At 72.0% G+C, this 24,521-nt stretch carries 25 protein-coding genes; 16 read left to right on the top strand and 9 right to left on the bottom strand.

All coding sequences use genetic code 11. From position 1 onward, the window contains the following. Nucleotides 1-18: 18 nt before the first annotated feature. The 4 genes from QI633_RS02270 (at nucleotide 19) to QI633_RS02285 (ending at nucleotide 3,825) form a co-directional block, all read left to right on the top strand. A complete protein-coding gene (locus QI633_RS02270) occupies nucleotides 19-1,713 on the top strand; it encodes an L-aspartate oxidase (protein ID WP_260806540.1) in 1,695 nt (564 codons plus the stop codon). After that, the gene (gene nadC / locus QI633_RS02275; RefSeq protein WP_282427960.1) at nucleotides 1,710-2,624 is read left to right on the top strand and encodes a carboxylating nicotinate-nucleotide diphosphorylase; all 915 of its coding nucleotides are present in this window, start codon (nucleotides 1,710-1,712) and stop codon (nucleotides 2,622-2,624) included. Before QI633_RS02270 ends, nadC begins: the two co-directional genes overlap by 4 nt. 1 nt (nucleotide 2,625) lies before the next feature. Beyond that, nucleotides 2,626-3,402, top strand: coding sequence for a type III pantothenate kinase (locus tag QI633_RS02280; RefSeq protein ID WP_141800578.1), 777 nt, complete (start codon nucleotides 2,626-2,628; stop codon nucleotides 3,400-3,402). Between the two features lie 93 nt (nucleotides 3,403-3,495). Beyond that, nucleotides 3,496-3,825, top strand: a complete 330-nt coding sequence (locus tag QI633_RS02285; RefSeq protein WP_141800577.1) for an Lsr2 family protein — start codon at nucleotides 3,496-3,498, stop codon at nucleotides 3,823-3,825. Nucleotides 3,826-3,837: 12 nt separating this feature from the next. Here QI633_RS02285 and QI633_RS02290 read toward each other — a convergent pair whose 3' ends face one another. Continuing rightward, a complete protein-coding gene (locus QI633_RS02290; RefSeq protein ID WP_141800576.1) occupies nucleotides 3,838-5,379 on the bottom strand; it encodes a hypothetical protein in 1,542 nt (513 codons plus the stop codon). Between the two features lie 218 nt (nucleotides 5,380-5,597). Between QI633_RS02290 and QI633_RS02295 the strand changes: the two genes are divergently transcribed. Next, nucleotides 5,598-8,174 carry an ATP-dependent Clp protease ATP-binding subunit gene (locus QI633_RS02295; RefSeq protein WP_141800575.1) on the top strand — a complete coding sequence of 859 codons (2,577 nt, stop codon included), beginning with the start codon at nucleotides 5,598-5,600 and terminating at the stop codon, nucleotides 8,172-8,174. 90 nt (nucleotides 8,175-8,264) lie between these two features. On the opposite strand, the gene QI633_RS02300 is transcribed toward QI633_RS02295, so the two are convergent. Together QI633_RS02300 and QI633_RS02305 are read right to left on the bottom strand one after the other, a co-directional pair. After that, nucleotides 8,265-9,155 carry a hypothetical protein gene (locus QI633_RS02300; RefSeq protein ID WP_282427961.1) on the bottom strand — a complete coding sequence of 297 codons (891 nt, stop codon included), beginning with the start codon at nucleotides 9,153-9,155 and terminating at the stop codon, nucleotides 8,265-8,267. Nucleotides 9,156-9,230: 75 nt separating this feature from the next. Then, a complete protein-coding gene (locus tag QI633_RS02305; protein WP_141800573.1) occupies nucleotides 9,231-9,557 on the bottom strand; it encodes a multidrug efflux SMR transporter in 327 nt (108 codons plus the stop codon). Between the two features lie 80 nt (nucleotides 9,558-9,637). Here QI633_RS02305 and QI633_RS02310 point away from each other — a divergent pair, with 80 nt between their 5' ends. Next, nucleotides 9,638-10,222: a TetR/AcrR family transcriptional regulator gene (locus tag QI633_RS02310; protein ID WP_260806539.1), complete on the top strand. Its 585-nt coding sequence runs from the start codon at nucleotides 9,638-9,640 to the stop codon at nucleotides 10,220-10,222. A 7-nt stretch (nucleotides 10,223-10,229) separates the two neighbouring features. On the opposite strand, the gene QI633_RS02315 is transcribed toward QI633_RS02310, so the two are convergent. After that, nucleotides 10,230-11,102 (bottom strand): A/G-specific adenine glycosylase, encoded by an 873-nt coding sequence (locus QI633_RS02315; protein ID WP_282427962.1) that lies wholly within the window; start codon nucleotides 11,100-11,102, stop codon nucleotides 10,230-10,232. Nucleotides 11,103-11,346: 244 nt separating this feature from the next. Between QI633_RS02315 and QI633_RS02320 the strand changes: the two genes are divergently transcribed. Further along, a complete protein-coding gene (locus QI633_RS02320; protein WP_141800571.1) occupies nucleotides 11,347-12,120 on the top strand; it encodes a hypothetical protein in 774 nt (257 codons plus the stop codon). A gap of 67 nt (nucleotides 12,121-12,187) precedes the next feature. Next, nucleotides 12,188-12,619, top strand: coding sequence for a hypothetical protein (locus tag QI633_RS02325; RefSeq protein ID WP_282427963.1), 432 nt, complete (start codon nucleotides 12,188-12,190; stop codon nucleotides 12,617-12,619). A gap of 22 nt (nucleotides 12,620-12,641) precedes the next feature. Here the strand turns inward: QI633_RS02325 and disA are convergent, their stop codons facing one another. Both disA and radA read right to left on the bottom strand, forming a co-directional pair. Next, nucleotides 12,642-13,715: a DNA integrity scanning diadenylate cyclase DisA gene (gene disA, locus QI633_RS02330; RefSeq protein ID WP_141800569.1), complete on the bottom strand. Its 1,074-nt coding sequence runs from the start codon at nucleotides 13,713-13,715 to the stop codon at nucleotides 12,642-12,644. Nucleotides 13,716-13,986: 271 nt separating this feature from the next. Beyond that, nucleotides 13,987-15,420, bottom strand: a complete 1,434-nt coding sequence (gene radA / locus QI633_RS02335) for a DNA repair protein RadA (RefSeq protein WP_282427964.1) — start codon at nucleotides 15,418-15,420, stop codon at nucleotides 13,987-13,989. Nucleotides 15,421-15,510: 90 nt separating this feature from the next. Here radA and QI633_RS02340 point away from each other — a divergent pair, with 90 nt between their 5' ends. Further along, a complete protein-coding gene (locus tag QI633_RS02340; protein WP_141800567.1) occupies nucleotides 15,511-16,548 on the top strand; it encodes a LacI family DNA-binding transcriptional regulator in 1,038 nt (345 codons plus the stop codon). On the opposite strand, the gene QI633_RS02345 is transcribed toward QI633_RS02340, so the two are convergent. From QI633_RS02345 to QI633_RS02355, 3 genes are all read right to left on the bottom strand, one after another. Further along, nucleotides 16,523-17,119, bottom strand: coding sequence for a class I SAM-dependent methyltransferase (locus QI633_RS02345; RefSeq protein ID WP_260806538.1), 597 nt, complete (start codon nucleotides 17,117-17,119; stop codon nucleotides 16,523-16,525). The genes QI633_RS02340 and QI633_RS02345 overlap by 26 nt on opposite strands. A 104-nt stretch (nucleotides 17,120-17,223) precedes the next feature. Then, nucleotides 17,224-17,862, bottom strand: coding sequence for a VOC family protein (locus QI633_RS02350; protein ID WP_141800566.1), 639 nt, complete (start codon nucleotides 17,860-17,862; stop codon nucleotides 17,224-17,226). 307 nt (nucleotides 17,863-18,169) lie between these two features. Continuing rightward, a complete protein-coding gene (locus tag QI633_RS02355; RefSeq protein WP_282427965.1) occupies nucleotides 18,170-18,931 on the bottom strand; it encodes a hypothetical protein in 762 nt (253 codons plus the stop codon). 59 nt (nucleotides 18,932-18,990) lie between these two features. Here QI633_RS02355 and QI633_RS02360 point away from each other — a divergent pair, with 59 nt between their 5' ends. Genes QI633_RS02360 through proC form a run of 7 tightly spaced genes read left to right on the top strand, consistent with a single transcriptional unit; the run spans nucleotide 18,991 to nucleotide 24,489 of the window. Next, the gene (locus tag QI633_RS02360; RefSeq protein ID WP_141800564.1) at nucleotides 18,991-19,929 is read left to right on the top strand and encodes a Ppx/GppA phosphatase family protein; all 939 of its coding nucleotides are present in this window, start codon (nucleotides 18,991-18,993) and stop codon (nucleotides 19,927-19,929) included. Beyond that, nucleotides 19,926-20,744: a sugar phosphate isomerase/epimerase gene (locus QI633_RS02365; RefSeq protein ID WP_141800563.1), complete on the top strand. Its 819-nt coding sequence runs from the start codon at nucleotides 19,926-19,928 to the stop codon at nucleotides 20,742-20,744. The genes QI633_RS02360 and QI633_RS02365 overlap by 4 nt, the downstream gene beginning before the upstream one ends. Further along, nucleotides 20,741-21,331: a TetR family transcriptional regulator gene (locus QI633_RS02370; protein WP_282427966.1), complete on the top strand. Its 591-nt coding sequence runs from the start codon at nucleotides 20,741-20,743 to the stop codon at nucleotides 21,329-21,331. The genes QI633_RS02365 and QI633_RS02370 overlap by 4 nt, the downstream gene beginning before the upstream one ends. A gap of 39 nt (nucleotides 21,332-21,370) precedes the next feature. Next, entirely contained in the window at nucleotides 21,371-22,087 is a 717-nt protein-coding gene (locus tag QI633_RS02375) for an ABC transporter ATP-binding protein (RefSeq protein ID WP_282427967.1), read from the top strand. After that, on the top strand, nucleotides 22,084-22,818 hold the full coding sequence (locus tag QI633_RS02380) for an ABC transporter permease (protein WP_282427968.1): 735 nt from the start codon (nucleotides 22,084-22,086) through the stop codon (nucleotides 22,816-22,818). The genes QI633_RS02375 and QI633_RS02380 overlap by 4 nt, the downstream gene beginning before the upstream one ends. A 34-nt stretch (nucleotides 22,819-22,852) precedes the next feature. Further along, nucleotides 22,853-23,674 (top strand): proline dehydrogenase family protein, encoded by an 822-nt coding sequence (locus tag QI633_RS02385; protein ID WP_282427969.1) that lies wholly within the window; start codon nucleotides 22,853-22,855, stop codon nucleotides 23,672-23,674. Then, nucleotides 23,671-24,489, top strand: coding sequence for a pyrroline-5-carboxylate reductase (gene proC / locus QI633_RS02390; RefSeq protein WP_282427970.1), 819 nt, complete (start codon nucleotides 23,671-23,673; stop codon nucleotides 24,487-24,489). The genes QI633_RS02385 and proC overlap by 4 nt, the downstream gene beginning before the upstream one ends. Nucleotides 24,490-24,521 lie beyond the last annotated feature (32 nt).

The raw sequence follows: 24,521 nt of genomic DNA on the forward strand, positions 1-24,521 counted from the left end.
CACTGGGTGCGTGGAGTGGTGAGTGATCTTCGAGGCACGCCACTACAGACGTTGCGCCTGCCCGGGTGCCTGACCGCCCCGAGCCCCGGCTGGACGACGCGCGCCGACGTCGTCATCGTCGGCTCCGGCATCGCCGGCCTCACCGCCGCCCTGCGGCTGCGCGGCCGGGTGGACAAGATCCTGGTCGTCACCAAGGACGTCCTGAACGCCGGGTCGACCCAGTGGGCGCAGGGCGGCATCGCCGCCGCCCTCGGTCCCGGTGACACCCCCGAGCAGCACGAGCTCGACACCCTCGTCGCCGGTGCCGGTGCCTGCGACCGGGAAGCCGTGCGGGTGCTCGTCAACGAGGGCCCCGAGGCGGTCCGCGAGCTGATCGCGCTCGGCACCAACTTCGACCACACCGCCGACGGCGAGCTGTCGCTGACCCGCGAGGGCGGCCACCACCGCGACCGGATCGCGCACGCCGGCGGCGACGCCACGGGCGCCGAGATCCAGCGGGCCTTGATCGCCGCGATCGAGGCGGCCCCCGACATCGAGGTCATCCAGCACGCGCTGGCGGTCGATCTGCTGCTCGGCGAGGACGAGACAGGTACGACGGGCGTGGCGGGTCTGACCCTCCACGTCATCGGCGAGGGCGAGCGCGACGGCGTCGGCGCCGTCCACTGCCGCGCGGTCGTGCTCGCCAGTGGCGGCCTCGGCCAGGTGTTCACCCAGACCACCAACCCGGTCGTGTCGACCGGCGACGGGATGGCGCTCGCGCTGCGGGCCGGCGCGACCCTGCGCGACCTGGAGTTCGTGCAGTTCCACCCGACGGTGATGTACCTCGGCCCCGACTCCCGCGGCCAGCAGCCGCTGATCTCCGAGGCCGTCCGCGGCGAGGGCGCCTTCCTCGTCGACGACGAGGGCAACCGGATCATGCAGGGCGTCCACGAGCTCGCCGACCTGGCGCCCCGCGACGTCGTCGCCAAGGCGATCATGAAGCGGATGCTCGAGACCGGCCGGCCCCACATGTGGCTCGACGCCCGCCACCTCGGCGCGGAGTTCTGGGAGCACCGCTTCCCGACCATCCTCGCCACCGCGCGCTCCTACGGGATCGACCCGGTCACCCAGCTGATCCCCGTCGCCCCCGCCTGTCACTACGCCTCCGGCGGCGTCCGCACCGACCTCCACGGCCGCACCGACGTAGCCGGGCTCTACGCCACCGGCGAGGTCGCCTGCTCCGGTGTCCACGGCGCCAACCGGCTCGCGTCCAACTCGCTGCTCGAGGGCCTGGTGTTCTCGCGGCGGATCGCCGAGGTGCTGCCCGGGGACCTGGCCCCCTGGCGCGAGCCGGCCGCGGACCGTCGTACCGCAGGGCTGGTCGCGGGTGACGTCCGTGGCGAGCTCCAGGAGACGATGAGCTCCCGGGTCGGCGTGCTGCGCACCGCGCCCGGCCTGAGCGAGGCGGCCACCGTGCTCGACAAGCTGGCCGGCCGCACGGCCGAGACCGTCGACCAGGCTTCGTGGGAGGCCACCAACCTGGTCACCATCAGCGCCGCGCTCGCCGAGGCCGCCGCGCTGCGTGAGGAGACGCGCGGCTCCCACTGGCGCGAGGACTTCCCCGAGCGCGACGACGCCCGCTGGGCCGGCCACTTCGACGTGACCATGGACGACGGCGCCACCACGGTCACCTTCGTCCCCGCGCCCGCGACCGACGGAGACCTTCCCGCATGATCGCCCGCACCCCCTTCGACGAGCTGCCGGCCACGCTGGTCGCCGAGATCCGGGCCGCCGGGCTCGACCCGAAGGCGGTCTACGACCATGTCGTGGTCGCCTTCGAGGAGGACCTGCCCGGTGGCGTCGACGACGTCACCAGCGACGCGATGCCCGACATGGGCCGGGCGGTCGCCGACTTCGCCGCCCGCGAGCCGGGCGTCGTCGCCGGTCTCGCGATCGCCGAGCTCGCCTTCGGCTACGCCCTCGGCGACACCGTCGAGGTCACCGACCGGGTCCCCGACGGCACCCGCGTGAGGCCTGGCGACGTCGTGCTCACCGTCTCCGGACCGGTCCGCGGCGTGCTCACCGCCGAGCGCACCGCCCTCAACTTCGCCTCGCACCTGTCCGGGATCGCGACCGCGACCTCGCTGTGGGTCGACGCGCTCGCCGGCACCCGCGCCCGGGTGCTCGACACCCGCAAGACGCTGCCGGGCTGGCGCGCGTTGCAGAAGTACGCCGTGCGGTGCGGTGGCGGGGTCAACCACCGGTTCAGCCTGGTCGACCGGGCGATGGTCAAGGACAACCACGCCGTCGCCGCGGGCGGTGTCGTGGCGGCCTACGACGCCGTCGTCGCCAAGCACCCGGGCCTGCGGGTCGAGGTCGAGGTGATGGACCTCGACGAGCTGCGCGCGGTCCTGGCAGCCGGCTGCACCGAGGTGCTGCTGGACAACATGTCGACCGCCGACATGGCCGAGGCGGTCCGGATCAACCAGGCCGCCGGCGGCAAGGCGACGCTCGAGGCCTCGGGCGGGCTCACCTTGGAGCGGGCCCGCGAGGTCGCCGAGACCGGCGTCGACTTCATCTCCGTGGGCGCGCTGACCCACTCCGTCACCGTCTTCGACCTCGGTCTGGACTTCCGGACGAGCTGACATGCCCCTGCTCGCCGCCGACATCGGCAACGCCCACACCGTCCTCGGACTCGTGTCCGACGGCGCGGTGCACGCCGACTGGCGGGTGTCGACGGCCGAGAACCGCACCGCCGACGAATGGGGCGTGCTGCTGCGCGGCCTGCTCGGCACTCGCGAGGACGAGGTCAGCGGAATCGCGGTGTGCGCGACGGTCCCGGCGGTCCTCAATGCATGGCGCGAGATGCTGCCGTCGCATTTTCCGGACATTCCGTGCGTCATCGTCGAGCCCGGTATTCGCACCGGTGTGCCCATTCTCGTCGACAATCCTCGAGAAGTCGGCACCGACCGCATCGTCAATGCGCTCGCCGCCGCCGCCGATTTCGAGTGCCCGGCGATCGTCGTCGATTTCGGGGGCACCGCAACGACCTACGACGTCGTCGACGAGCAGGGCCGCTACGTCGGCGGTGCGATCACTCCCGGTATCGAGATCTCCCTCGACGCGCTCAGCCGCGGCGGTGCCCAGCTGCGGATGGTCGAGCTGGTCCGCCCCCGCGGCGTGATCGGCAAGAACACCGTGGAGGCGCTCCAGTCCGGGATGGTGTTCGGCGTCGCCAGCCAGGTCGAGGGCATGGTCGAGCGGCTGACCGCGGCGCTCGGTGCCACGGCCGGCGACGTGTCGGTCATCTCCACCGGCTATCTGGCCCCCCTCGTCACCGACGAGTGCCGGTGCTTCACCCACCGGGCGCCGTGGCTGACCCTGCGCGGACTGGAAAAGGTATTCCTGCGCAATCGGCGTTGATGCATTCCTTCCCCAACTTGTGCAAGGATCGAATATCGCGTCGAGCTCGGCGCAGTCATCCTTTTCCTTTTCCTTTTCGAGGGAGCTCCGCGCATGGCACAGAAGGTCAACATCGTCCTGGTCGATGACATCGACGGAAGTGACGCCACCCAGACGGTCAGCTTCGGGCTCGACGGCGCCAATTACGAGATCGACCTCAACGACAAGAACGCCTCCAAGTTGCGCGACGCCCTGGCGGCCTACGTCGGCCACGGCCGCAAGGTCGCTCGCGCCGGTGGCGCGAAGCGCGGCGGCCGGGCCGCGGCCGCCGGCGGCACCTCCGCCAAGGAGATCCGTGAGTGGGCTCGCGACAACGGGTTCACGGTGCCCGAGCGGGGGCGGATCCCGGCCGACGTGCGCGAGGCCTACGAGTCCGCACACTGAGCCCGCGGCGGGTCAGCGCAGGCCGGGGGGCAGCACCGGCTCGGGCGGCGGGTGCTCCCAGCTCGTCTTGCCGCGCTCGAGCTCGTCGTTGAGACCGGTCAGGTCGGCCTGGCTGCCCTCGTCGACGCCTTCGATCCAGCCGGCGGCGATGGCGAGCAGCTTGCCGGCGTCCACGAGCTCCCGGGCGGAGCCGGTGGCGACCTTGTCGAAGTCGGTCAGGATCTCCGCGACGATCTCCTGAGGACCCTTCAAGCCGTAGCCCAGGGGCCAGCCGCGGGCCCAGATGTCGGCAGGCGCGAGACCGTAGGTGTCGTCGGCCGCCCTGGCGAAGATGGAGGCGATGATCGGCACCTGGTTGATCCCGATGTCCTTGAGCGCTCCGGTGTGCACCTGGATTCGCTCAGCGGTGGCGACTCCCGGGTCGATGCCGGCGCCGGCATGGATGTGGAGGTAGTCCACCTTGACGGTGTCGATGCCCTCCTTGAGCCGTCGGGCGCAGTGGTAGAGCACCTCCTCCTGGTGGAAGGTGGCGCGGCGCAGGGTCAGGATCGCCTCTTCGAAGTTCTTGGCGACCTGCTCGGCCGTCGACGCCGAGAGCGGGGGAGGCGGAGTGGTCTCCGTGGTGTTCTCCGGGATCACGGCCTGCAGGAACCCGGCGACCGCCGAGGCGCCCTTGAGGACGGTGCCCGCGGGGGCCGGCACGAAGGTGCCGGCGAGATCGGTGAAGGCCTTGAAGATCTTCAGGCTGAAGTTGAAGTCGAAGGAGGGCGGCTCGTAGTGGAAGGCCGCCTCGGCCGCCTCGCACAGCTTCATGATGTCGACCCCGGCCTCCTCCCACAGCTTGGCCTCGCCGCCCAGGATCAGGGTCAGGCCGTAGGCGATCTGGCCCTGGTTCTGCATCACGGTGCCGGCCCGGACGGGGCCGTACTTGCTGCGGAAGGCGTAGACCATGTTGGAGTCGACGTCGGCGCCGACGTACTCGGAGAACAGGTCGAAGGCCGTGGTCCGGCTCGGGTCGGTGAAGGTCGGGCGCCACTCCTCGGCGCTCGGGCTGCCGAAGCCGCTGGTGGGGGTGAGCTCCTGGACCGCGGCGTTGGCCTTCCCGGCCTCGGTGGCGAACCGGCCGTGGTCGGGGAGGGTGTCCCACCCCTCGAGGGCGGACTCGATCCGCTGGATCCACGGCTGGTAGCAGGAGGTCCACGGGTCGACCTGGCAGATGTAGCCGGGCAGGTTGTTGATCTCCTCCTCGCGCACCAGCGTGGTGCCCGGCGGGAAGCTGGTGGAGGTGAGGGCGGCCCCGTCCTCACGGTCCCACTGACCGTGAGCGTTCATCGACACCCCGGGGACGAAGAACTGGACGATGCCGGTCGGGCCACTGACCGGAGGCAGCGTGTTTCCCGAGAGAGCGGGATAGGGGATCATCGACCCCTGGTTGAAGCCGGTGGCGGCATCGCCTTCCCAGCCCACTCCCTTCTCCTCGAACATCATCTTGATGGCGTTGTGGGCGATCCTCTTCTTGAAGTCGGTGATCGCCTGACTCGAATACGTGGTCACAGTCGTCCTCCTGCCCGATGGCCCCCCAAGGTCAATGTGCGACACGTGCCCGGCCTCGTCCCGGCGAAACGGGATCGGGACGATCGGGGCGGATCGGTCGGCGAGACCGTCCGTTCGCTGACAGCGGACGGATCCGGACGGCTGGATCGGAACGCGTAGGGTGTGAGCGGGGTTGTAGACCCTGAGAACAACCCCGTGCGACGTGTGAGGAGCGTGCAATGTTCGAGCGGTTCACAGACCGTGCCCGCCGGGTGGTCGTGCTGGCCCAGGAGGAGGCCCGCATGCTCTCCCACAACTACATCGGGACCGAGCACATCCTGCTCGGCCTCATCCACGAGGGTGAGGGTGTCGCCGCCAAGGCTCTCGAGTCGCTGGACATCTCCCTGGAGGCCGTGCGCGCCCAGGTCGAGGAGATCATCGGCCAGGGCCAGCAGGCGCCGTCGGGCCACATCCCGTTCACCCCGCGAGCCAAGAAGGTCCTCGAGCTGTCCCTGCGCGAGGCGCTGCAGCTCGGTCACTCCTACATCGGGACCGAGCACATCCTGCTCGGCCTGATCCGCGAGGGCGAGGGCGTGGCCGCCCAGGTCCTGCAGAAGCTCGGCGCCGACCTCAACCGGGTCCGCCAGCAGGTCATCCAGCTGCTCTCGGGCTTCCAGGGCAAGGAGGGCACCGCCGCCGCGGCCAGCACCGGGTCCGCCAGCAGCGGCGACGCCCCGTCGTCCTCGCTGGTGCTCGACCAGTTCGGCCGCAACCTGACCCAGGACGCCCGTGAGGGCAAGCTCGATCCGATCATCGGCCGTGCTCAACAGATCGAGCGCGTCATGCAGGTGCTCTCGCGGCGTACCAAGAACAACCCGGTGCTCATCGGTGAGCCCGGCGTCGGCAAGACCTCGATCGTCGAGGGACTGGCCCAGGACATCGTCAAGGGCAACGTCCCCGAGACGCTCAAGGACAAGCAGATCTACACCCTCGACCTGGGTGCGCTGGTCGCCGGGTCCCGCTACCGCGGTGACTTCGAGGAGCGCCTCAAGAAGGTGCTCAAGGAGATCCGCACCCGCGGCGACATCGTGCTGTTCATCGACGAGATCCACACCCTCGTCGGTGCCGGTGCGGCCGAGGGCGCCATCGACGCGGCCTCGATCCTGAAGCCGATGCTGGCCCGCGGCGAGCTGCAGACGATCGGTGCGACCACCCTCGACGAGTACCGCAAGTACCTCGAGAAGGACGCCGCCCTCGAGCGCCGCTTCCAGCCGATCCAGGTGCCCGAGCCGTCGATCGCCGACACGATCGAGATGCTCAAGGGCATCCGCGACCGCTACGAGGCGCACCACCGGGTGACCATCACCGACGAGGCGCTGGTCTCCGCGGCCACCCTCGCCGACCGCTACATCTCCGACCGCTTCCTGCCCGACAAGGCGATCGACCTGATCGACGAGGCCGGCTCGCGCCTGCGGATCCGCCGGATGACGGCGCCGGCCGACCTGCGCGAGTACGACGAGCAGATCGCTGAGGTCCGCCAGCGCAAGGAGGCCGCGATCGACGGCCAGGACTTCGAGGCCGCCGCGCGGCTGCGCGACGAGGAGAAGCAGCTCATCCTGAAGAAGTCCGAGCGCGAGAAGCAGTGGCGCGCGGGCGACATGGACGAGGTCGCCGAGGTCGACGAGGAGCTGATCGCCGAGGTGCTCGCCGTGGCGACCGGCATCCCGATCGTGAAGCTCTCCGAGGAGGAGTCCACGCGACTGCTCAAGATGGAGGACGAGCTCCACAAGCGGGTCATCGGCCAGGAGGAGGCCGTCAAGGCGCTGTCCCGGGCGATCCGTCGTACCCGTGCCGGCCTGAAGGACCCGAAGCGTCCCGGTGGCTCGTTCATCTTCGCCGGCCCGTCGGGTGTCGGAAAGACGTGGCTGTCCAAGACGCTCGCCGAGTTCCTGTTCGGCGACGAGGACGCGCTGATCCAGCTCGACATGTCGGAGTTCGGCGAGAAGCACACCGTCTCGCGCCTCTTCGGCTCGCCCCCGGGCTACGTCGGCTACGAGGAGGGCGGCCAGCTCACCGAGAAGGTGCGCCGCAAGCCGTTCTCCGTCGTCCTGTTCGACGAGGTCGAGAAGGCCCACCCCGACATCTTCAACAGCCTGCTGCAGATCCTCGAGGAAGGTCGCCTGACCGACTCGCAGGGCCGGGTCGTGGACTTCAAGAACTGCGTCATCATCATGACCACCAACCTCGGCACGCGCGACATCGCCAAGGGCATCAACCTGGGCTTCAACCAGGCCGGTGACGCGGCGGGCTCCTACGAGCGGATGAAGGGCAAGGTCTCCGAGGAGCTCAAGCAGCACTTCCGCCCCGAGTTCCTCAACCGCGTCGACGAGATCATCGTGTTCCCGCCGCTGTCGCAGGAGCAGATCGTCGCGATGGTCGACAACATGATCGCGGCGGTCGAGGTCCGGATGCGCGACCGCGACATGCGCCTGGAGCTGACCCAGAAGGCGAAGAACCTGCTCGCCGAGCGGGGCTTCGACCCGGTGCTGGGCGCCCGGCCGCTGCGCCGCACGATCCAGCGCGAGATCGAGGACGTGCTCGCCGAGAAGATGCTCTACGGCGAGGTCGGCCCCGGCCAGATCGTGCTCGTGGACGTCGACGGCGAGGGTCCGGCCGCGACCTTCACCTTCGAGGGCCAGAAGGTCGGGGAGCTGCCCGACATGCCGCCGCTCGAGACCGTCGCCGAGACCATCGCCGAGCCCGGCGACCTGGGTGACCTCGGTGAGGGCGACCTCCCGGCTGCCGGGAACGACTGACCCGGCACGAACTGGCGTCTGAAACACCTCGACCCGGCAGAAGTTCTGCCGGGTCGAGGTGTTTCTCGGGCCTGGGCGCTGGGTCCAGGCCTACCTCACGACCTTGATCCTGGCGACCGCGGCCGGCGAGGTGTAGCCCGCGGCATCGGTGGCGGTGACGTGGATGGTGTGCTTGCCGAGCCTCAGCTTCGCCTTGAACGGGCTCGCGCAGGGCTTGGGCTGCTTGCCGTCGACGGAGCAGATGAACGTGGAGCCGGGCTCGGTCGAGGTCAGCGTCAGCTTGAGCTTCGCCTTGGCACCGCTCGTCCTGAGGACCTTCTTGTACTTGCCGAACCCGGCCGTGGGCGCCGCGCAGTCGCCCTGCGACGTCGCCCTGGTCGGGCACTGGTCCTGGGTGACGTCGCCGAACCCGTCCCCGTCCGCGTCGGGCTCGACCTGGACGGAGACGTTGATCCGGAGGTTCGCAGCGGTATTCGTCACGTACGTCGAGCCGAGCGCGGGGTCGGGGCCCACGCCCGAGATGTATCTCATCGTGTCGCCCGCGGTCCCGGCGATACTGCACGGTGCGACCGCCGAGCCCGAGGGAACGCGCAGGCCGAGCCTGTCGCCCGCGGCCACGGAGATGCGGGCCGGGAAGGTGTTGAGCACGGACGGGGTCAGTGCCCTCGGGACGCTCGATCCGGCGATCGTGTACGTGTTGTCCGGGCCCTCGGGTCCGACCTTGAGCTGGACGATGCCGCCCGGGCCGGCGCCGGCCATGACCGACCAGGACGTGATCACACCTTTGCCCGGCACCGTGTAGGAAGGACTGCTCCCGGCGACCGAGTCCTGCCAGAAGACGGTGTCGGGGGCGCATCCCCCCGTGTCGGCGGGCGTGGCGGCGGTGCCGCCCACGGTGAGCGTCGGAGTGGCCGCCTGGCCGACCGATGCGTAGAGCACCGCGGCCAGGGGGAGGATGACGAGGGCTCGATGCGTCCGCATCCGGTCAACGTAGGGACGGTGCCTTACTCGGTCATCCCCAGATTTGGGGATGAACGCGGTCGGCTCGAGGCGCGGTCAGTGCGCGCCGGCGAGGTTGAGCAGCACCACGCCGAGCACGATCAGCGCGAGCGCGGCCGCCTTCATCAGGTCGAGCCGCTCGTCGAGGAAGAGCACGCCGACCACGGCCATGCCGGCGGTGCCGAGACCTGCCCACACGGCGTACGCGATCGAGACGGGTAGGTGCTTCACGACCAGCGCGAGCAGCCAGATCGACGTGGCGTACCCGGCCAGCACGAGCGCGGTCCACAGCGGGTCTCGGAAGCTCTGGGTGCGGGGGAGTGCGGCGCTCGCCGCGACCTCGACCCCGATGGCGGCCATCAGGAGCGCCCAGGCGATCGCCATGGCGCACCTTCCTCTCTGCCCGTCCTCACGGGCCGCGTGTAGCAACTGCTACATACTGTAGCACCTGCTACATTCTTCGGGTGGAAACGGCGACGGCCCGAGAGGGTGACCGGCGACGACAGCTGGCCGAGGCGGCGACCGACCACGTCCTCGAGCACGGCCTGATCGGGCTCAGCCTGCGCCCCCTGGCGGCCGCGTTGGGGACCAGCGACCGGATGCTGCTCTACCACTTCTCCGGCAAGGACGACCTGGTCGCGACCGTGCTGCACACGTCGAACGAGCGGTCGATAGGGCTGGTCCGCTCCCTGCCCGCTGCGCCGTCGGTGCGTGAGGCGGTGGTGGCGCTGTGGGCCGCCTCGACGCAGGGGCAGCTCGAGCGCTGCCAGCGGCTGTACGTCGAGGCCGCGGCGCTCGGCCTGTTCGGCCAGGAGCCGTACGCCAGCGTGGTCGGGGACTCCAACCAGGCCTGGCTGCGCGCCCTCGCCGACCTGCTGGTGGCGGCGGGCTGCAGCCCCGCCCTCGCGCCGCGGGCCGCCAACCTGCTCGACGCCGCGATGATGGGCCTCCAGCTCGACCTGCCGCTCGACCGCGGCACCGCCGCCCTCGACCGGTCGGTCACCGACCTCGCCGACGCGGTGGCCGCTATCGCGGCATCGGGAGGCTGAGAAGGGCTCAGGGCAGCCGGTAGCGGCCGTCCGCGTCGACCGCGGCCAGGCCATCGGCGACGAGGGACGCCAGCGCGCGCTCGCGCTGGTCGGTGCTCTCCCAGGCGAGTTCCAGGCGTGCCTTCGGTACGGCTCCGGGCGCATCGCGCAGCACCGCGAGCAGCCGGCCGCGGCACTGACGGTCGGTGCCGGCGTACGTCTGCACCTTGCGCGGCGGCCCGTCGTACGCCGGGGCGCCGGCCCGCTGCCACGCACACAGCTCGGTGACCGGGCAGCCGTCGCAGCGCGGCCGGTCGGCGGTGCAGACCAGGGCGCCCAGCTCCATCACCGCCACCGACCAGGTCGCCGCCGTCGGTGCGTCCTCCGGCAGCAACGAGGCGCCCAGGTCGCGCTCGGCGCGGGTCACCGAGCGCGGCGGGAACTCGGTCCCGCTCACGGTGCGGGCCAGGACCCGTCGCACGTTCGTGTCGAGGACGACCTGGCGCTGCCCGTACGCGAACGCCGCCACGGCCGCCGCCGTGTAGTCGCCGATCCCGGGCAGCGCCAACAGGTCGTCGTACGACGCCGGGACCTCGCCGCCGTGCTGCTCGGTGATCGCGACCGCCGCGGCGTGCAGCCGCAGTGCCCGGCGCGGGTAGCCCAGCCGGCCCCACGCCCGCACCGCCTCGCCGGACGACTCGGCCGCCAGGTCAGCCGGCGTGGGCCAGCGGGCCAGCCAGGCCTCGTGCACGGGCAGGACGCGGACGACCGGCGTCTGCTGGAGCATGAACTCGCTGACCAGCACCGACCACGGGGTCGCCTCGGGGCGGCGCCACGGCAGGTCGCGGGCGTTCTCGTCGTACCAGTGCAGGACCGTCTCGACCAGCGGGCTCGTCGTCATCGCGGGGTGGTCGTCTCCGGGGGATCGTCGGGTGGCCAGTGTTCTGGGTGCGTGCATGGCAAGGCGGCGGAGCGAAGTCGTACTGAGGTCGTCCAACGAGCGACGCCAACGCTGCCAGGTGCGTGCACAGGGCGCTGGAGGCGAGTCCTCGGAGACGACCGCCCCTATTGTGACGTGGCCCCGATCGCCGGTGACGTCGGCGGGTCAGCCGGGATCGTGGGGCGCGGCTGACTACCGTCGTCCCATGCCCACGTCTCGCCAGCTCCCGCCCGGGGTGTACTGGCGGCGCCGGGTCTTCGTGCTCGGCATCGCCTTCGCGCTGGTGTTCGTGATCGCGCGCCTGCTCACCGCCGGCAGCGACGGCAGCTCGGGCGAGCAGCCGGCCGCGGAGCAGGCCGGGGGCCAGGTCCGGACGACCGGGTCCGACGAGGCGGGCAAGGGCGGCAAGGACGGCGGCAAGGCCGACGGTGCGGCCGACGGCGCGCAGGCTGGTGGGGGCGCGACGACGCCGGCCACCGTGCCCACGACGCCCACCCTCGCCGTACCCGACGGCGAGTGCTCGGCCGCGGACGTCCTCGTCACGCCCTCGATCGCGCCCGGTGCCGTCGCGGGCCGGGACGTCGTCATCTCGCTGTCGCTGCAGACCCGCGAGTCGGAGGCCTGCACCTGGCAGGTCGGCCCCGACTCCCTCGTCGTGAAGGTCGCCCGAGGCTCCGAGGACGTGTGGACCACCCGGCAGTGCAAGCAGGCGATCCCCGCCCAGTCGGTCGTCGTACGCAAGGCCGTCCCGAGCACCATCCAGCTCACCTGGGCCGAGGCCCGCGAGTCCACCGACGGCTGCACCCGCCGCGCCGGCTGGGCCGAGCCCGGTGACTTCACCGTCGCCGCCGCGGCCCTCGGTGGCGAGCCTGCGGAGGCCGACTTCGTCCTCAACGCTCCCGTCGCCGAGACCATCCAGGTCACCCCGCAGGACAAGCAGACCAAGAAGGCGAAGAAGTCGAAGACGCCGGTCAACTGACCCGGCGCGATCCCCGACGGGCGACCGCGGCCGTTTGGCCATCGCGGCCCGGGGCAGGAGCGCCCCCATGCGCACACGACTCGGGATCGTCACCACGCTGCTGCTCGTCCCCGCCCTCGCTGCCTGCGGTGGTTCGCCGGACGCCGCGAGCACGAAGGACTTCTGCACCACCTGGTCGGCCGACTCCGGCAACGACCTGGCCGGCGTGCACGCCCGGGCCAAGGCGCTCGAGGAGGTCGGCACCCCGGGTGACATCGACGACGACGCCCGCGACGGGTTCGAGGTGTTCGTCGAGCAGCTCGGCAGCATCGATCAGGAGCAGCTCGAGCAGCTCGACCAGGCCGTGGCCGACACGGCCGGCCTCGCCGAGGTCTACGGCATCGACGAGGACGACGCCGCCGACGTCGTTGCGTTCTTCGACTACGTCAACAAGACCTGCGCTGCCGCGGATGCTGAGTCGCCGTCGGCCGGCGCTGGAGCCGGCGCCCCGGCCCGGTGAGCCTCTCCGGCGCGGGCGCTGGCTACACGTAGCGCTCGAGGATCGTCGACTCGGCGAGCCGGCTCAGTCCCTCGCGGACGCTGCGTGCGCGGAGCTCGCCGACGCCCTCGACGGCCTGGAGGTCGTCGATTCCTGCGGACAGCAGCTTCTGCAGCGTGCCGAAGTGGTCGACCAGGCCCTCGATGACGTTGGCGGGCAGCCGCGGCACCTTGGTGAGCAGGCGGTAGCCGCGCGGCGCGACCGCGCCGTCGAGGTGCTCGCCGGTGCCGATGCCGAGGACCTTCGCCACCGCCGACGGGTCGACCAGGTCGGTCGAGGACAGCTGCTCGAGCTTGCCGAGCAGGTCGCCGGGCTCGCGGCTGCGGCGCCGGGACGGGGCGTAGTCACGGATCACCAGCTCGCGCTCGGTGTCGACGCCCGTCACCAGCTCCTCGAGCTGGAGGGCCAGCAGCCGGCCGTCGGTACCGAGCTCGAGCACGTAGTCCTCGATCTCCCGGGCGATCCGGCTGACCATCTCCAGGCGCTGGGCGACGACCGCGACGTCGCGCACCGTCACCAGGTCCTCGATCTCCAGCGCCGACAGGGTGCTGGAGACCTCGTCGAGGCGCAACTTGTAGCGCTCGAGGGTCGCCAGCGCCTGGTTGGCGCGGGACAGGATCTGGCCGGAGTCCTCGAGGACGTGACGGGTCTCGCCGACGTACGCCGCGATGATCTGCATCGACTGCGACACCGAGATCACCGGGTGCCCGGTCTGCTTGGCGACCCGGTCGGCGGTCCGGTGTCGGGTACCGGTCTCCTCCGACGGGATGCTCTGGTCCGGCATCAGGTGCACGGCAGCCCGGATGATCCGGTTGACAGCGCCGTCGACGATGATCGCGCCGTCCATCTTGGCCAGCTCGCGCAGGCCGGTGGCGGTGAACGGTACGTCGAGCTCGAAGCCGCCCGTGCACAGGCTGTCGACCAGCCGGTCCTGCCCGAGCACTATCAGTGCTCCGGTGCGGCCGCGCAGGATCCGCTCGAGTCCGTCGCGCAGCGGAGTGCCGGGGGCGATGGACGCGAGGGCCTCGCGGAGTCGGGGATCGGCCGACGTGACCACTGGTGCTCCCTGCTGATGTGCTGCTCGGACAGGTCTCACCCTATCCGCGCAGGGTGCGCCTCACGCCTCGATATCCGCGCACGGGGTGTCCTCGGATCCGTGGATGCCGGATCGCGCTCCCCCGAGCCGTCCTCGATCGCGGCCAGGTGGGGGTGCGACGAGATCGATCAGCAGCCGATGGGTCCGGGCGTCGGCTGCCACGACGAGGCCGCGACCGGGCTGGGGAAGCATGTCCCGACCCTAGGGTGCGGGTGAGGCGGGGTGGTCGGGGCTATTCGACCACCTCCAGCGCGTGCTTGGTCCGCCGGTCGAGGTGCAGCGCGACCAGGGCGGAGGCGACGTCGGCGACCTCGACCACTCGCATGCCGTCGACGGTCCGTTCACGACCGCCGCCGCGACGGGCGCCCTGGGCCGCGCCGGGGTCGGCGGGGACCACGGCCATGGCGAAGCCGAGCCGGGCGGCCTCGGCGAGCCGCTGGGGGAGGTCGCGCACCCGACGCAGCTCGCCGGAGAGCCCGATCTCGCCGAGGGCGACGACGCCGGCGGGCGGGGCGCTAACGAAGTGGGCGGAGGCGATCGCCACCGCGAGGGCGAGGTCTGCCCCGGGGTCGCTGATCCGGGCACCGCCGACGGTCGAGGCGAACACGTCGTGCTGGTGGAGCCGGATGCCGCAGTGCTGCTGGAGCACGGCCAGGATCATCGCCAGCCGGGAGCTGTCGATGCCGGAGGTGGTGCGCCGCGGACGCTCGGCGGGGGAGAGGGTCACCAGACCCTGCACCTCGGCCAGGAGCGGACGGCGCCCCTCCATCGAGACGGCGACGCAGGTGCCGGGGACCCGGCCGTGGTGGCGCTCGACGAAGATGCCGGTGGGGTCCTCGACGGTGCGGATGCCGTCGGGGCCGAGGTCGAAGCAGCCGACCTCGTCGACCGGTCCGAACCGGTTCTTGACCGCGCGCAGCATCCGGAACCGCGAGTTGCGGTCGCCCTCGAAGTGGAGCACGACGTCGACGAGGTGCTCCAGCACGCGCGGACCGGCGATCGCGCCGTCCTTGGTGACGTGGCCGATCATCACCACGGTGATGTCGCGGCTCTTGGCCATCCGCACCAGCGCCTGCGCCACCTCCTTGACCTGGGTGACGCCCCCCGGCACGCCGTCGACGCCGGAGGCGCTGATCGTCTGCACCGAGTCGATGACCACCGTGCTCGGCCGCACCTGCTCGATGTGGGTGAGCACCGCACCGAGGTCGGTCTCGGCGGCGAGGTAGAGCTGGTCGTGGATGCCGCCTGTGCGGTCGGCGCGCAGCCGGACCTGGGCGGCCGACTCCTCGCCGGTCACGTAGAGCGTGCGCTGCTGGGTGCCGGCGGTGCGGGCGGCCACCTCGAGCAGCAGGGTCGACTTGCCGACGCCGGGCTCGCCGGCGAGCAGCACCGCGGCGCCGGGCACCAGCCCGCCGCCGAGCACCCGGTCGAGCTCGGGCACGCCGGAGCGGTGGTGGACGGCCCGCTCGGCCGACACCTGGCCGATCGGGACGGCGGCGTTCGTGACGGGGGCGGCCGACGTACGCCGGGAGGGACCGGCGCTCGCCACCGCCACCTCGGACACCGAGCCCCACGCCTGGCACTCGCCGCAACGGCCCACCCAGCGCGCCGTGGACCAGCCGCACTCGCCGCAGCGGTAAGTCGAACGTGTTTTCGAACCAGCCATGGCACGACAGTAGAACAGACCGCCGACGGAACCGTCCTGGCACGCGGCGGTTGTGGAAAGCGGCGGAGAACGGCGTGGGAGAATCGCGCGGTGGACACCCCTCGCCCGCCGGCCACCCTCGCCGACGTCGCCGAGCGGGCCGGCGTCTCCCGGCAGACGGTGTCCAACGCGATCAACAACCCCGACCTGCTGCGGCCCGACACCCTGGCGCGGGTGCAGGACGCCATCGAGCACCTCGACTACACGCCCAACCAGGCCGCCCGCCACCTGCGCACCCGCTCCTCGCACCTCGTCGGGCTGCGCCTGAGCCCGGCGCAGGAGTTCACCGCCAACATGGCGATGGACCGGTTCGTGCACGCGCTGGTCGAGGCGTCGCGCGAGGCGGGCTACCACGTGCTGCTGTTCTCCGGCGGCCGCGCGGCGGAGGGCGAGCTGCCCGACCCCCTCGGCGGGTACGACGACCTGCTCCGCTCGACCGCCGTCGACGCCTTCGTCGTCACCGACACCTACCTCGGCAACCCGCAGACCATCGGCCTGGCGGAGCGCCGCGCGCCGTTCGTGGCGTTCGGGCGCCCGTGGGACGACCCGGGCGCGGCCCATCCGTGGGTCGACGTCGACGGCGCCGCGGGCGTCGCGGCGGCGACCGAGCACCTGCGCGCGCAGGGCCACGAGCGCATCGCATGGCTGGGCTGGCAGCCCGGTTCGCGCATCGGTGAGGACCGGCGGGCCGGCTGGCATCGCGCGATGACCGCGCTCGAGCTGCCCACTGCCGGGCTCGAGGCCGCGGTCGAGGACGGCGTGCTCGCGGGCGGGCGCGCGGCGGCCTCGCTGCTCGAGTCGAGCGCTCCGACCGCGTTCGTCTGTGCCTCCGACACGCTCGCGGTCGGTGTCCTCGGGGCGCTGTCCGACCGTGGCCTCAAGCCCGGTCGAGACGTCGGCGTGGTCGGGTTCGACGACTCCCAGGTCGCCCAGGTGATGGGCCTGACCTCGGTCCGCCAGCCGCTCGAGGAGGTCGCGGTCCACCTCGTCGCCGCGCTCCGGGCACTGCTCGCGCCCGGTCGCGCCGCCGAGAGCGGCGTACTCCTCCAGCCGTCCTTGGAGGTCAGAAGCTCTTCGACCAGAGATTGACCGCGTAGTCGACCTCGAGCCCCTGGTGCTCGGCGAGGACCTGGTCGGCGATCTCGCGTGCGAACTCGATGCGTACGACGGCCTCCAGGTCCGCCCGCGAGGCGAACCGCCACCCCATGTCGACCCGGTCCAGCGTCCACCCGCGCACGCTCCAGAACCGCTCGGTCTCCTCGGGCGGGTCCAGGTGCGGGTAGCCGCGGCGGAACCAGCCGCCGAACGTGGACCGGGAGCCGTCGTTGTCGATGACCAGCGCGACCCCGCCCCGCCGTACGACGCGGTCGAGCTCGACCAGCCCGGGCTCGCAGCCGCGACCGAAGAAGTACGCCCACCGGGCGTGCACGACGTCGACCGACGCGTCGGGGAGCGGGACCTGCTGGGCCGTGCCCTGCCGGACCTCGGCGTTGGCGACCTGGCGCGTCCGCAGCCGTCGGGCAGCCAGCTTCGTCAGGCCGGCGTGCGGCTCGACGCCGATCACGTGCGCCGCTGTCTCGGCGAAGGAGGGCAGGTGGAAGCCGGTGCCGCAGCCGAGGTCGAGCACGGTGCGGCCGGTCCAGTCCGCACGCGCGGACATGGCCGACCAGAGCCGGCCGTCGGGATCGGCGGCGCGGTTCTCGATCTCGTACGTCGCGGTGTGGTGCCAGATGTTGGGGCTCGGGATGGCCCCGGCGACGTGGTTCAGATCCTCACGATTCCCGCGGGCGTCAGCACCTGGGCGGCGAGGATGCCGGGCGTGCCGTGCGGGGCGACCCACTCGACCTTGACGTCCTCGAGCGGCGCCTCGACGGTCTCCCCGAGCCACTCGCTGACCCGCTGCGGGTCGCCGGCGATCTCGATGCCCGCGAGCGAGACGGTGCCGTCGGCGCCGGTCGAGGGGTGGAGGTCGGCGGGGAGGTCCCACTGCAGGAAGAACGGCAGCTGCGGATCGGCGATGAGGCCGTTGATGCCGATCTGCTTCCAGCGCAGCTCGGTGCCGTCGGGGCGGTGCCGCGAGCCGGGGACGGCGGGGCGGCCGAGGCGCTCCTCGACGATGGTGATGTCGGGGACGGCGACGGCCCAGCCGAGCCAGCCGCCACCGAGCGCGGAGCGGGCCTTGACGGCCTGGCCGAAGGGGGCCTTGTCGGAGGCCGGGTGGTCGAGCGCCTCGACCACCTCGAGGTAGGTGCCGTCGGTGAGCGGCAGGATCATGTTGCGCGTGCCGAAGCGGGGGTGGACACCGCCGTCGACGAACTCACGCCCGATCGCCGCACCCAGGCGGGCTGCCGTGCTCGCGAGTCCGTCGGGGCCGGCCGCGTAGGAGAGATGATCCAGGCGCATGCCAGACATTCTGAGCATGCCCGGAGAGGTCCGACGAATCGGGGTCGCTGTCTCTTGATGTCGAGAGGTGGCCGGCGCCTCCCGGAGGCCACTTGTAACTAAGGGTTACAGCGCCGAATTTGGTGCAGCAGCACCGAGGTAGTGGCAACAGCGCCCGGGCAGATGGGGCGGACGAGCCGACTGCGATCTGGGCTGTCCCGCGCGGCATCGGCTCGCGGCGGCGCGCGGCTACCCGGGCGCTGTTGCTACTACCCGGGCGTTGTGGTGCTGGAATTCGTGCTGTAACCCTTAGTTACAAGCGGCTGGATCAGCGAGGGTCCGCGGGATGCAGCGCGAGGGCCGATCGCGAGCGCAGATGGGCCTCGCAGTGGCGCACCAGCTCGACGTAGGCCTCCTGCCCCATGAGCGCCACGAGCTCGGCCTCGTTGGTGACGTAGACCGGCTCGACGCCGACGTGGGCCTCGGTGTTGCCGGAGCAGTACCAGTCCAGGTCGTGCCCGCCCGGCCCCCAGCCGCGGCGGTCGTACTCGGTGATGGTGACCTCGACGTACGACGACCCGTCCATCCGCTCGATCTCGCGGAAGGTACGCCGGATGGGCAGCTGCCAGCACACGTCAGGCTTGGTCTCCAGCGGGTTGCGGCCGAGCTCGAGAGCGAGCCCGTGCAGCGCGCAGCCCGCGCCGCCGGCGAAGCCGGGGCGGTTCGAGAACACGCACGAGCGCTGGCCGTCGACCTCGTGCATGCGGGTCTTCCGCTCGCCGTCCTCGTCCTTCTCGACCCAGTCCTTGCGCTTGACCGGTCGGCCCGGGTGGGACTGCCAGTGCGCCGGGGTCAGCTGCTCGACGAAGCCCGCGACCCGCTTCTCGTCGGCCTTGTCGGCGAAGTGCGCGCCGAGGGTGCAGCAGCCGACGTCGGGCGAGTCGGCGTAGATGCCGGCGCAGCCGCTGCCGAAGATGCAGGTGAAGGACGACGTGAGCCAGGTGAGGTCGCACTTGAGGACCTCGGACTCGTCGGCCGGATTGGTGAACTCCACCCACGCACGGGGGAAGTCGAGCGGGACCTCAGGCACTCACCCCACAGTAGTGGCCGTGTGGTCGTGGGCGCGCTCCTGACTAGTACCGTGGACACATGCGTCTGGGTGTGCTCGACATCGGCTCGAACACCGGCCACCTCCTGGTGGTCGACGCCCACGGAGGTGCGGCGCCGCTGCCGGCGTACTCCTACAAGGAGCCGCTGCGGCTGGCCGAGCACCTCGACGACCAGGGCGACGTGTCGCCGACCGGGATCGCCGCGCTGACCGCGTTCACCGCGCAGGCGCTGGTGGTGGCCGAGGAGAAGGGCTGCGAGGAGATGCTCTCCTTCGCGACCTCCGCGGTCCGCGACGCCGGCAACTCCGAGCAGGTGCTGTCCCACGTCGAGGCCGAGACGGGGGTGCGGATCGCCGTGCTGCCGGGCGAGGACGAGGCGCGGCTGACCTTCCTCGCCGTACGACGCTGGTTCGGCTGGTCGGCCGGCCGGCTCGCGGTGTTCGACATCGGCGGCGGCTCGCTGGAGATCGCGGCCGGCTCCGACGAGCGCCCCGACGTCGCGTGGTCCCTGCCGTTGGGAGCCGCCCGGCTGGCACGCGCGGAGTTCGCGGCCCAGCCCGACGAGGAGCAGCTGCGCCAGATCCGGCGCCGGATCCGGGCCGACATCGCCCGCGACGCCGGCCACCTCCTGCGTGCCGGTACGACGCACCGCGCCTCCGCGACCTCGAAGACCTTCCGCTCCCTGGCCCGGATCTGCGGCGCCGCGCCGTCGGCCGACGGCCCGCTCGTGCCGCGGACCCTGCCGCTGGCGGAGCTGCGCCAGTGGATCCCCAAGCTGGTCGCGATGACGCCCGAGGAGCTGGCCGCGCTGCCCGGCGTCTCCCCGAGCCGCACCCACCAGATCGTGCCGGGGGCGCTGGTCGCCGAGGCCTGCATGGACATCTTCGACCTGTCGGAGCTGGAGATCTGCCCGTGGGCCCTGCGCGAGGGCGTGATCCTCGAGCGGATCGACAAGCTCAGCGTCAACGACCCGTCATGAGCGAGCGGGGCCGTCCCCGGATCGGGCTCTCCACGAGCTCGGTCTACCCGGAGTCGACGGCTCACGCGTTCACCTACGCCGCCGCCGTCGGCTACGAGGCGGTCGAGGTGATGGTCGGCATCGACGCTCTGTCGCAGCAGGTCGACGCCGTACGCCAGCTCTCCGAGCACCACGACATCCCGATCAGCGCCATCCACGCGCCCTGCCTGCTGTTCACGCAGCGGGTCTGGGGCGTCGAGCCGTGGGGCAAGCTCGAGCGCTCGGCGGCGATGGCGAAGGAGGTGGGCGCCGAGGTCGTCGTCGTGCACCCGCCGTTTCGTTGGCAGAAGGAGTACGCCCGCGACTTCGTCAACGGGATCGCCGCCCTGGAGGAGTCCTCGGGCATCGCGTTCGCCGTCGAGAACATGTACCCGTGGCGGGCATCGCGCCGCCGCCTCGAGATGTACCTCCCCGGCTGGGATCCCTCCGCGGAGCCCTACGCCAACACCACGATCGACCTGTCCCACGCGGCGATCGCGCAGTCCGACCCGGTCGCGATGGCCGAGCGGCTCGGCCCGCGGCTGCGCCACATCCATCTCACCGACGGCACCGACTCGGCCAAGGACGAGCACCTCGTGCCCGGGCGCGGCGACATGGGCGCCGACGCCTTCCTGCGCCACCTCGCGGCCACCGGGTTCGCCGGAGAGGTGGTGCTCGAGATCAACACCCGGCGCTGCACGACCCGCGAGGAGCGCGAGGCCGACCTGCGCGAGTCTCTCGAGTTCGCGATCGAGCACCTGACCGCCGTACCCGCCGACGCCGGGGAAGGTCCGTGACCGCGACGACGCGGGGCCGCCGGCGCGGCAACCCGGACACCCGCGCCGTCATCCTCTCGGCGGCTCGCGCCCGGTTCGCGGAGTCCGGGTTCACCGGTACGACGATCCGCGGGGTCGCGGGCGACGCGGGCGTGGACCCGGCGCTGGTGCACCACTACTTCGGCTCGAAGGACGACCTGTTCGTGGCCGCGCTCGAGCTGCCCGTCGACCCGCGCGCGGTGCTCGCCGAGCAGGTGGTCGGCCCGGTCGAGGGCGCCGGCGAGCGGCTGCTGCGCGCGCTGATCGGCGTGTGGGACGACGCCGCGACCCGGCCGGCCCTGCTGGCGATGGTGCGGCGGCTGATCGAGCCCGGCGGCGACGCCCTGTTCCGCGGCGGGTTCGTGCCGGTGGTGCTGGTGCCGCTCGGCCAGGCGCTCGGGATCGACGCGCCCGAGCGACGGATGCAGCTGGTGGCGAGCCAGGTCATCGGGGTGATCGTGCTGCGGTACGTCGTGCGTGCCGACGCGATCGTCGCGATGGACGTCGACGCCCTGGTGGCGGCGTACGCCCCGGTGCTGGACGGCTTCCTCGCCGGACCCCTCCCCTGACCCTTGCGCGTGCCGTCGCGGAGGCGCATTATTCAACACATGATGAATTCCGTCGTCGAGATCGCCGGCCTCCATGTGGTGCGCGGCGGGACGACGGTGATCGACGGTCTCGACCTGTCCGTCGGCGCCGGCGTCACCGGCCTGCTCGGCCCGTCCGGCTGCGGGAAGTCCACGCTGCTGCGCTCGATCGTCGGCGTCCAGCGGGTGGCCGCGGGTGACGTCACCGTGCTCGGCGAGGCGGCGGGCAGCGCACCGCTGCGCGACCGGATCGGCTACCAGACCCAGTCCTCCAGCGTGTACGACGACCTGACCGTCATCGAGAACCTCCGCTTCTTCGCCCGCGTGCTGGGCCTGCCGACCGCCGCGGCCGAGGATGCCCTGGCGTCGGTCGACCTGAGCAGCCACCGCGACGCCGTCGTCGGCCGGCTCAGCGGCGGCCAGCGCTCGCGCGTCGGGCTGGCCGTGGCGCTGCTCGGCAGCCCCGCGCTGCTCGTGCTCGACGAGCCGACCGTCGGCCTCGACCCCGTGCTGCGGCGCGACCTGTGGGCGCTCTTCCACCGCATCGCCGAGGCCGGTACGGCGGTCCTGGTGTCCAGCCACGTGATGGACGAGGCGGAGCGCTGCGACACGCTGCTGCTGATGCGCGAGGGCCGGATCATCGCCCACGGCACGCCCACCGAGATCAAGGAGTCGCAGGGCGCGGACGACATCGAGTCGGCGTTCCTCGCCCTCGTCGAGCACGGGGATGCGGCATGACGCCCCGGGTGACCCTGGCGATCGCCGTACGGGTCCTCACCCAGCTGCGCCGCGACCACCGCACCCTCGCGATGCTGCTCGTGCTCCCGTGCCTGCTGCAGGCCCTGCTGTGGTGGATCTTCCAGGACCAGCCGTTCGTCTTCGACCGGATCGGGCCCGCCCTGTTGGCGATCTTCCCGTTCTTCGTGATGTTCCTCGTCACCAGCATCACCACGCTGCGCGAGCGGTCGGGCGGCACCTTGGAGCGGCTCTTCACGATGCCGATGGGCCGCCTCGACTTCCTGGTCGGCTACGCGCTCGCCTTCGGCGCGATCGCCGCCGTGCAGGCGGCGCTGGCCGCGGGCGTGGCGATCGGGCTGCTCGACCTCGACCTGCGCGGCCCCGACGCACTGCTCGTCCTCGTGGGCGTGGTCGACGCCGTCCTCGGCACGGCGCTGGGCCTGTTCGTCTCCGCCTTCGCCCGCACCGAGTTCCAGGCCGTCCAGTTCCTGCCGGCGATCGTGGTGCCGCAGATCCTGCTCTGCGGGCTGATCGTGCCCCGCGACCGGCTGCCGCAGGTGCTCGAGAGGGTCGCCGACGTGATGCCGCTGACCTGGGCGGTCGACGCGATGGAGCACCTCGCGACCACGACCCGCACCGGCGAGGTGTGGCGTGACGTCGGGATCGTGGTGGCGTTCGCGGTCGCCGCCCTCGCCCTCGGTGCGGCGACGCTCCGGCGTCGTACCGACTGACCGGGCTGACCAGACACCCCCTATTTTTTAGGGTATGCAGCCGCTCCGGGACTCCCTGACGCTGCTGTCCCGCAGCGCGCTGGGCCGACGGGTCGTGCACGCCTACGTCGCCGGCGAGCGGGTCGACGACGCGGTGCGAGCCGTCGGTGGGCTCCGGGCCGCGGGCTTCGCGGCCGGCGTCGAGCGACTCGGGGAGCCGAGCGGCTCCGTGGTCGCCGAACACCTCACGTTGATCGACCGGCTCTCCGACGCCGGCCTCGCGGCCGGCACCGACATCACCGTCGGCACGTGCTCGCTCGACGAGGCCCGCAGGATCTGCCGGACCGCTGCCGCTGCCGGCGCGACCGTGACGATCGGGGCGGATGTCACCGACGTGGACGCACGGCTGGCGCTGGTCGCGGCCCTGCGCGCGGAGCTCCCCGGCGTGGGCGTGGAGCTGCACGCGGCTCTCCCACGCACCGAGGAGGACTGCCGGGCGCTGGCCGGGCCGGGCAGCCGGGTCCGGCTCGAACACGGCACGGGCGAGGACGCGGCGGAGGCCGACAAGGCCTATGTGCGCTGCCTGAAGGTGCTGCTCGGCGGCGCCGGGCATCCGGTGATCGCGACACACGACCCGCGGCTGATCGAGATCGCGGTCGCCCTCGCGAGTCGCTACGGTCGCGCGCCCGCGACCTACGAGCTCCAGCTCCGGTACGGCGTCAGGTCGGCCGAGCAGCAGCGGCTGGCCGGTACCGGCGAGCAGGTGCGGGTGCTGGTTCCGTACGGCGCCGCGTGGCACGGCTACCTGGTGGGACGACTGGCGGAGCGTCCCGCCGACCTGAGACTCTTCCTCACGTCGTTGGTCTCCAGAGGATGAGTGAGCAGGGCGTGGGCGAGAAGCGGACCGCAGTCATCGGTGCCGGTGTGATGGGGGAGACCCTGCTGTCCGGCCTGATCCGGGCCGGCCGGAGCGCCGAGGCGCTCGTGGTCGTCGAGAAGCGGCCCGAGCGTGCCGCCGAGCTCGCGGAGAGGTACGGCGTCCGCGTGGTCGACGACGTCACCGAGGCCGCCACGGCTGACACCGTGCTGCTGGTCGTCAAGCCGCAGGACATGGCCGACGTGCTCACCGAGCTCGCCCCCGCCCTGCGCCCCGGCCAGCTCCTCGTCTCCCTCGCCGCCGGCATCACCACCGGCTTCGTCGAGGCCCATGTGCCCGACGGCGTCGCGGTCGTCCGGGTCATGCCCAACACCCCCGCGCTCGTCGACCAGGGCATGGCCGCGATCTCGCCCGGCACCCACTGCGACGAGAGCCACCTCGCCGAGGCCGAGGAGCTGATGGCGTCGGTCGGCCGCGTGGTCCAGGTGCCGGAGAAGCAGCAGGACGCCGTGACCGCGATCAGCGGCTCCGGGCCGGCGTACGTCTTCTTCATGGTCGAGTCGATGATCGAGGCCGGCGTCCACCTCGGCCTGCCGCGCACCATCGCCCAGGAGCTGGTCATCCAGACCCTGGTCGGCTCGGCGACCATGCTGCGCGAGACCGGCGAGCATCCGGCCGTGCTGCGCGAGCAGGTCACCTCGCCGGGCGGTACGACGGCCGCGGCCCTGCGCGAGCTCGAGGTGCACCGGGTGCGCGCGGCCTTCCTCGCCGCTCTCGAGGCAGCGCGCGACCGCTCGCGCGAGCTCGGCTCCTAGGGTTCCGGGCCCGGCCCCTCGACGCCACACCA

The organism is Nocardioides sp. QY071, from assembly GCF_029961765.1.
In the GTDB taxonomy this organism is placed as follows: domain Bacteria; phylum Actinomycetota; class Actinomycetes; order Propionibacteriales; family Nocardioidaceae; genus Nocardioides.

Bases quoted from the DNA above. Each gene is read 5' to 3' on its own strand.
- QI633_RS02300 (WP_282427961.1), bottom strand. From the start codon at position 9,155: ATGCGGACGCATCGAGCCCTCGTCATCCTCCCCCTGGCCGCGGTGCTC.
- nadC (WP_282427960.1), top strand. From the start codon at position 1,710: ATGATCGCCCGCACCCCCTTCGACGAGCTGCCGGCCACGCTGGTCGCC.
- QI633_RS02295 (WP_141800575.1), top strand. From the start codon at position 5,598: ATGTTCGAGCGGTTCACAGACCGTGCCCGCCGGGTGGTCGTGCTGGCC.
- QI633_RS02325 (WP_282427963.1), top strand. From the start codon at position 12,188: ATGCGCACACGACTCGGGATCGTCACCACGCTGCTGCTCGTCCCCGCC.
- QI633_RS02305 (WP_141800573.1), bottom strand. From the start codon at position 9,557: ATGGCGATCGCCTGGGCGCTCCTGATGGCCGCCATCGGGGTCGAGGTC.
- QI633_RS02375 (WP_282427967.1), top strand. From the start codon at position 21,371: ATGATGAATTCCGTCGTCGAGATCGCCGGCCTCCATGTGGTGCGCGGC.
- QI633_RS02365 (WP_141800563.1), top strand. From the start codon at position 19,926: ATGAGCGAGCGGGGCCGTCCCCGGATCGGGCTCTCCACGAGCTCGGTC.
- QI633_RS02350 (WP_141800566.1), bottom strand. From the start codon at position 17,862: ATGCGCCTGGATCATCTCTCCTACGCGGCCGGCCCCGACGGACTCGCG.
- QI633_RS02320 (WP_141800571.1), top strand. From the start codon at position 11,347: ATGCCCACGTCTCGCCAGCTCCCGCCCGGGGTGTACTGGCGGCGCCGG.
- QI633_RS02385 (WP_282427969.1), top strand. From the start codon at position 22,853: ATGCAGCCGCTCCGGGACTCCCTGACGCTGCTGTCCCGCAGCGCGCTG.
- QI633_RS02380 (WP_282427968.1), top strand. From the start codon at position 22,084: ATGACGCCCCGGGTGACCCTGGCGATCGCCGTACGGGTCCTCACCCAG.
- radA (WP_282427964.1), bottom strand. From the start codon at position 15,420: ATGGCTGGTTCGAAAACACGTTCGACTTACCGCTGCGGCGAGTGCGGC.
- QI633_RS02315 (WP_282427962.1), bottom strand. From the start codon at position 11,102: ATGACGACGAGCCCGCTGGTCGAGACGGTCCTGCACTGGTACGACGAG.
- QI633_RS02285 (WP_141800577.1), top strand. From the start codon at position 3,496: ATGGCACAGAAGGTCAACATCGTCCTGGTCGATGACATCGACGGAAGT.
- QI633_RS02360 (WP_141800564.1), top strand. From the start codon at position 18,991: ATGCGTCTGGGTGTGCTCGACATCGGCTCGAACACCGGCCACCTCCTG.
- proC (WP_282427970.1), top strand. From the start codon at position 23,671: ATGAGTGAGCAGGGCGTGGGCGAGAAGCGGACCGCAGTCATCGGTGCC.
- QI633_RS02280 (WP_141800578.1), top strand. From the start codon at position 2,626: ATGCCCCTGCTCGCCGCCGACATCGGCAACGCCCACACCGTCCTCGGA.
- QI633_RS02345 (WP_260806538.1), bottom strand. From the start codon at position 17,119: ATGTCCGCGCGTGCGGACTGGACCGGCCGCACCGTGCTCGACCTCGGC.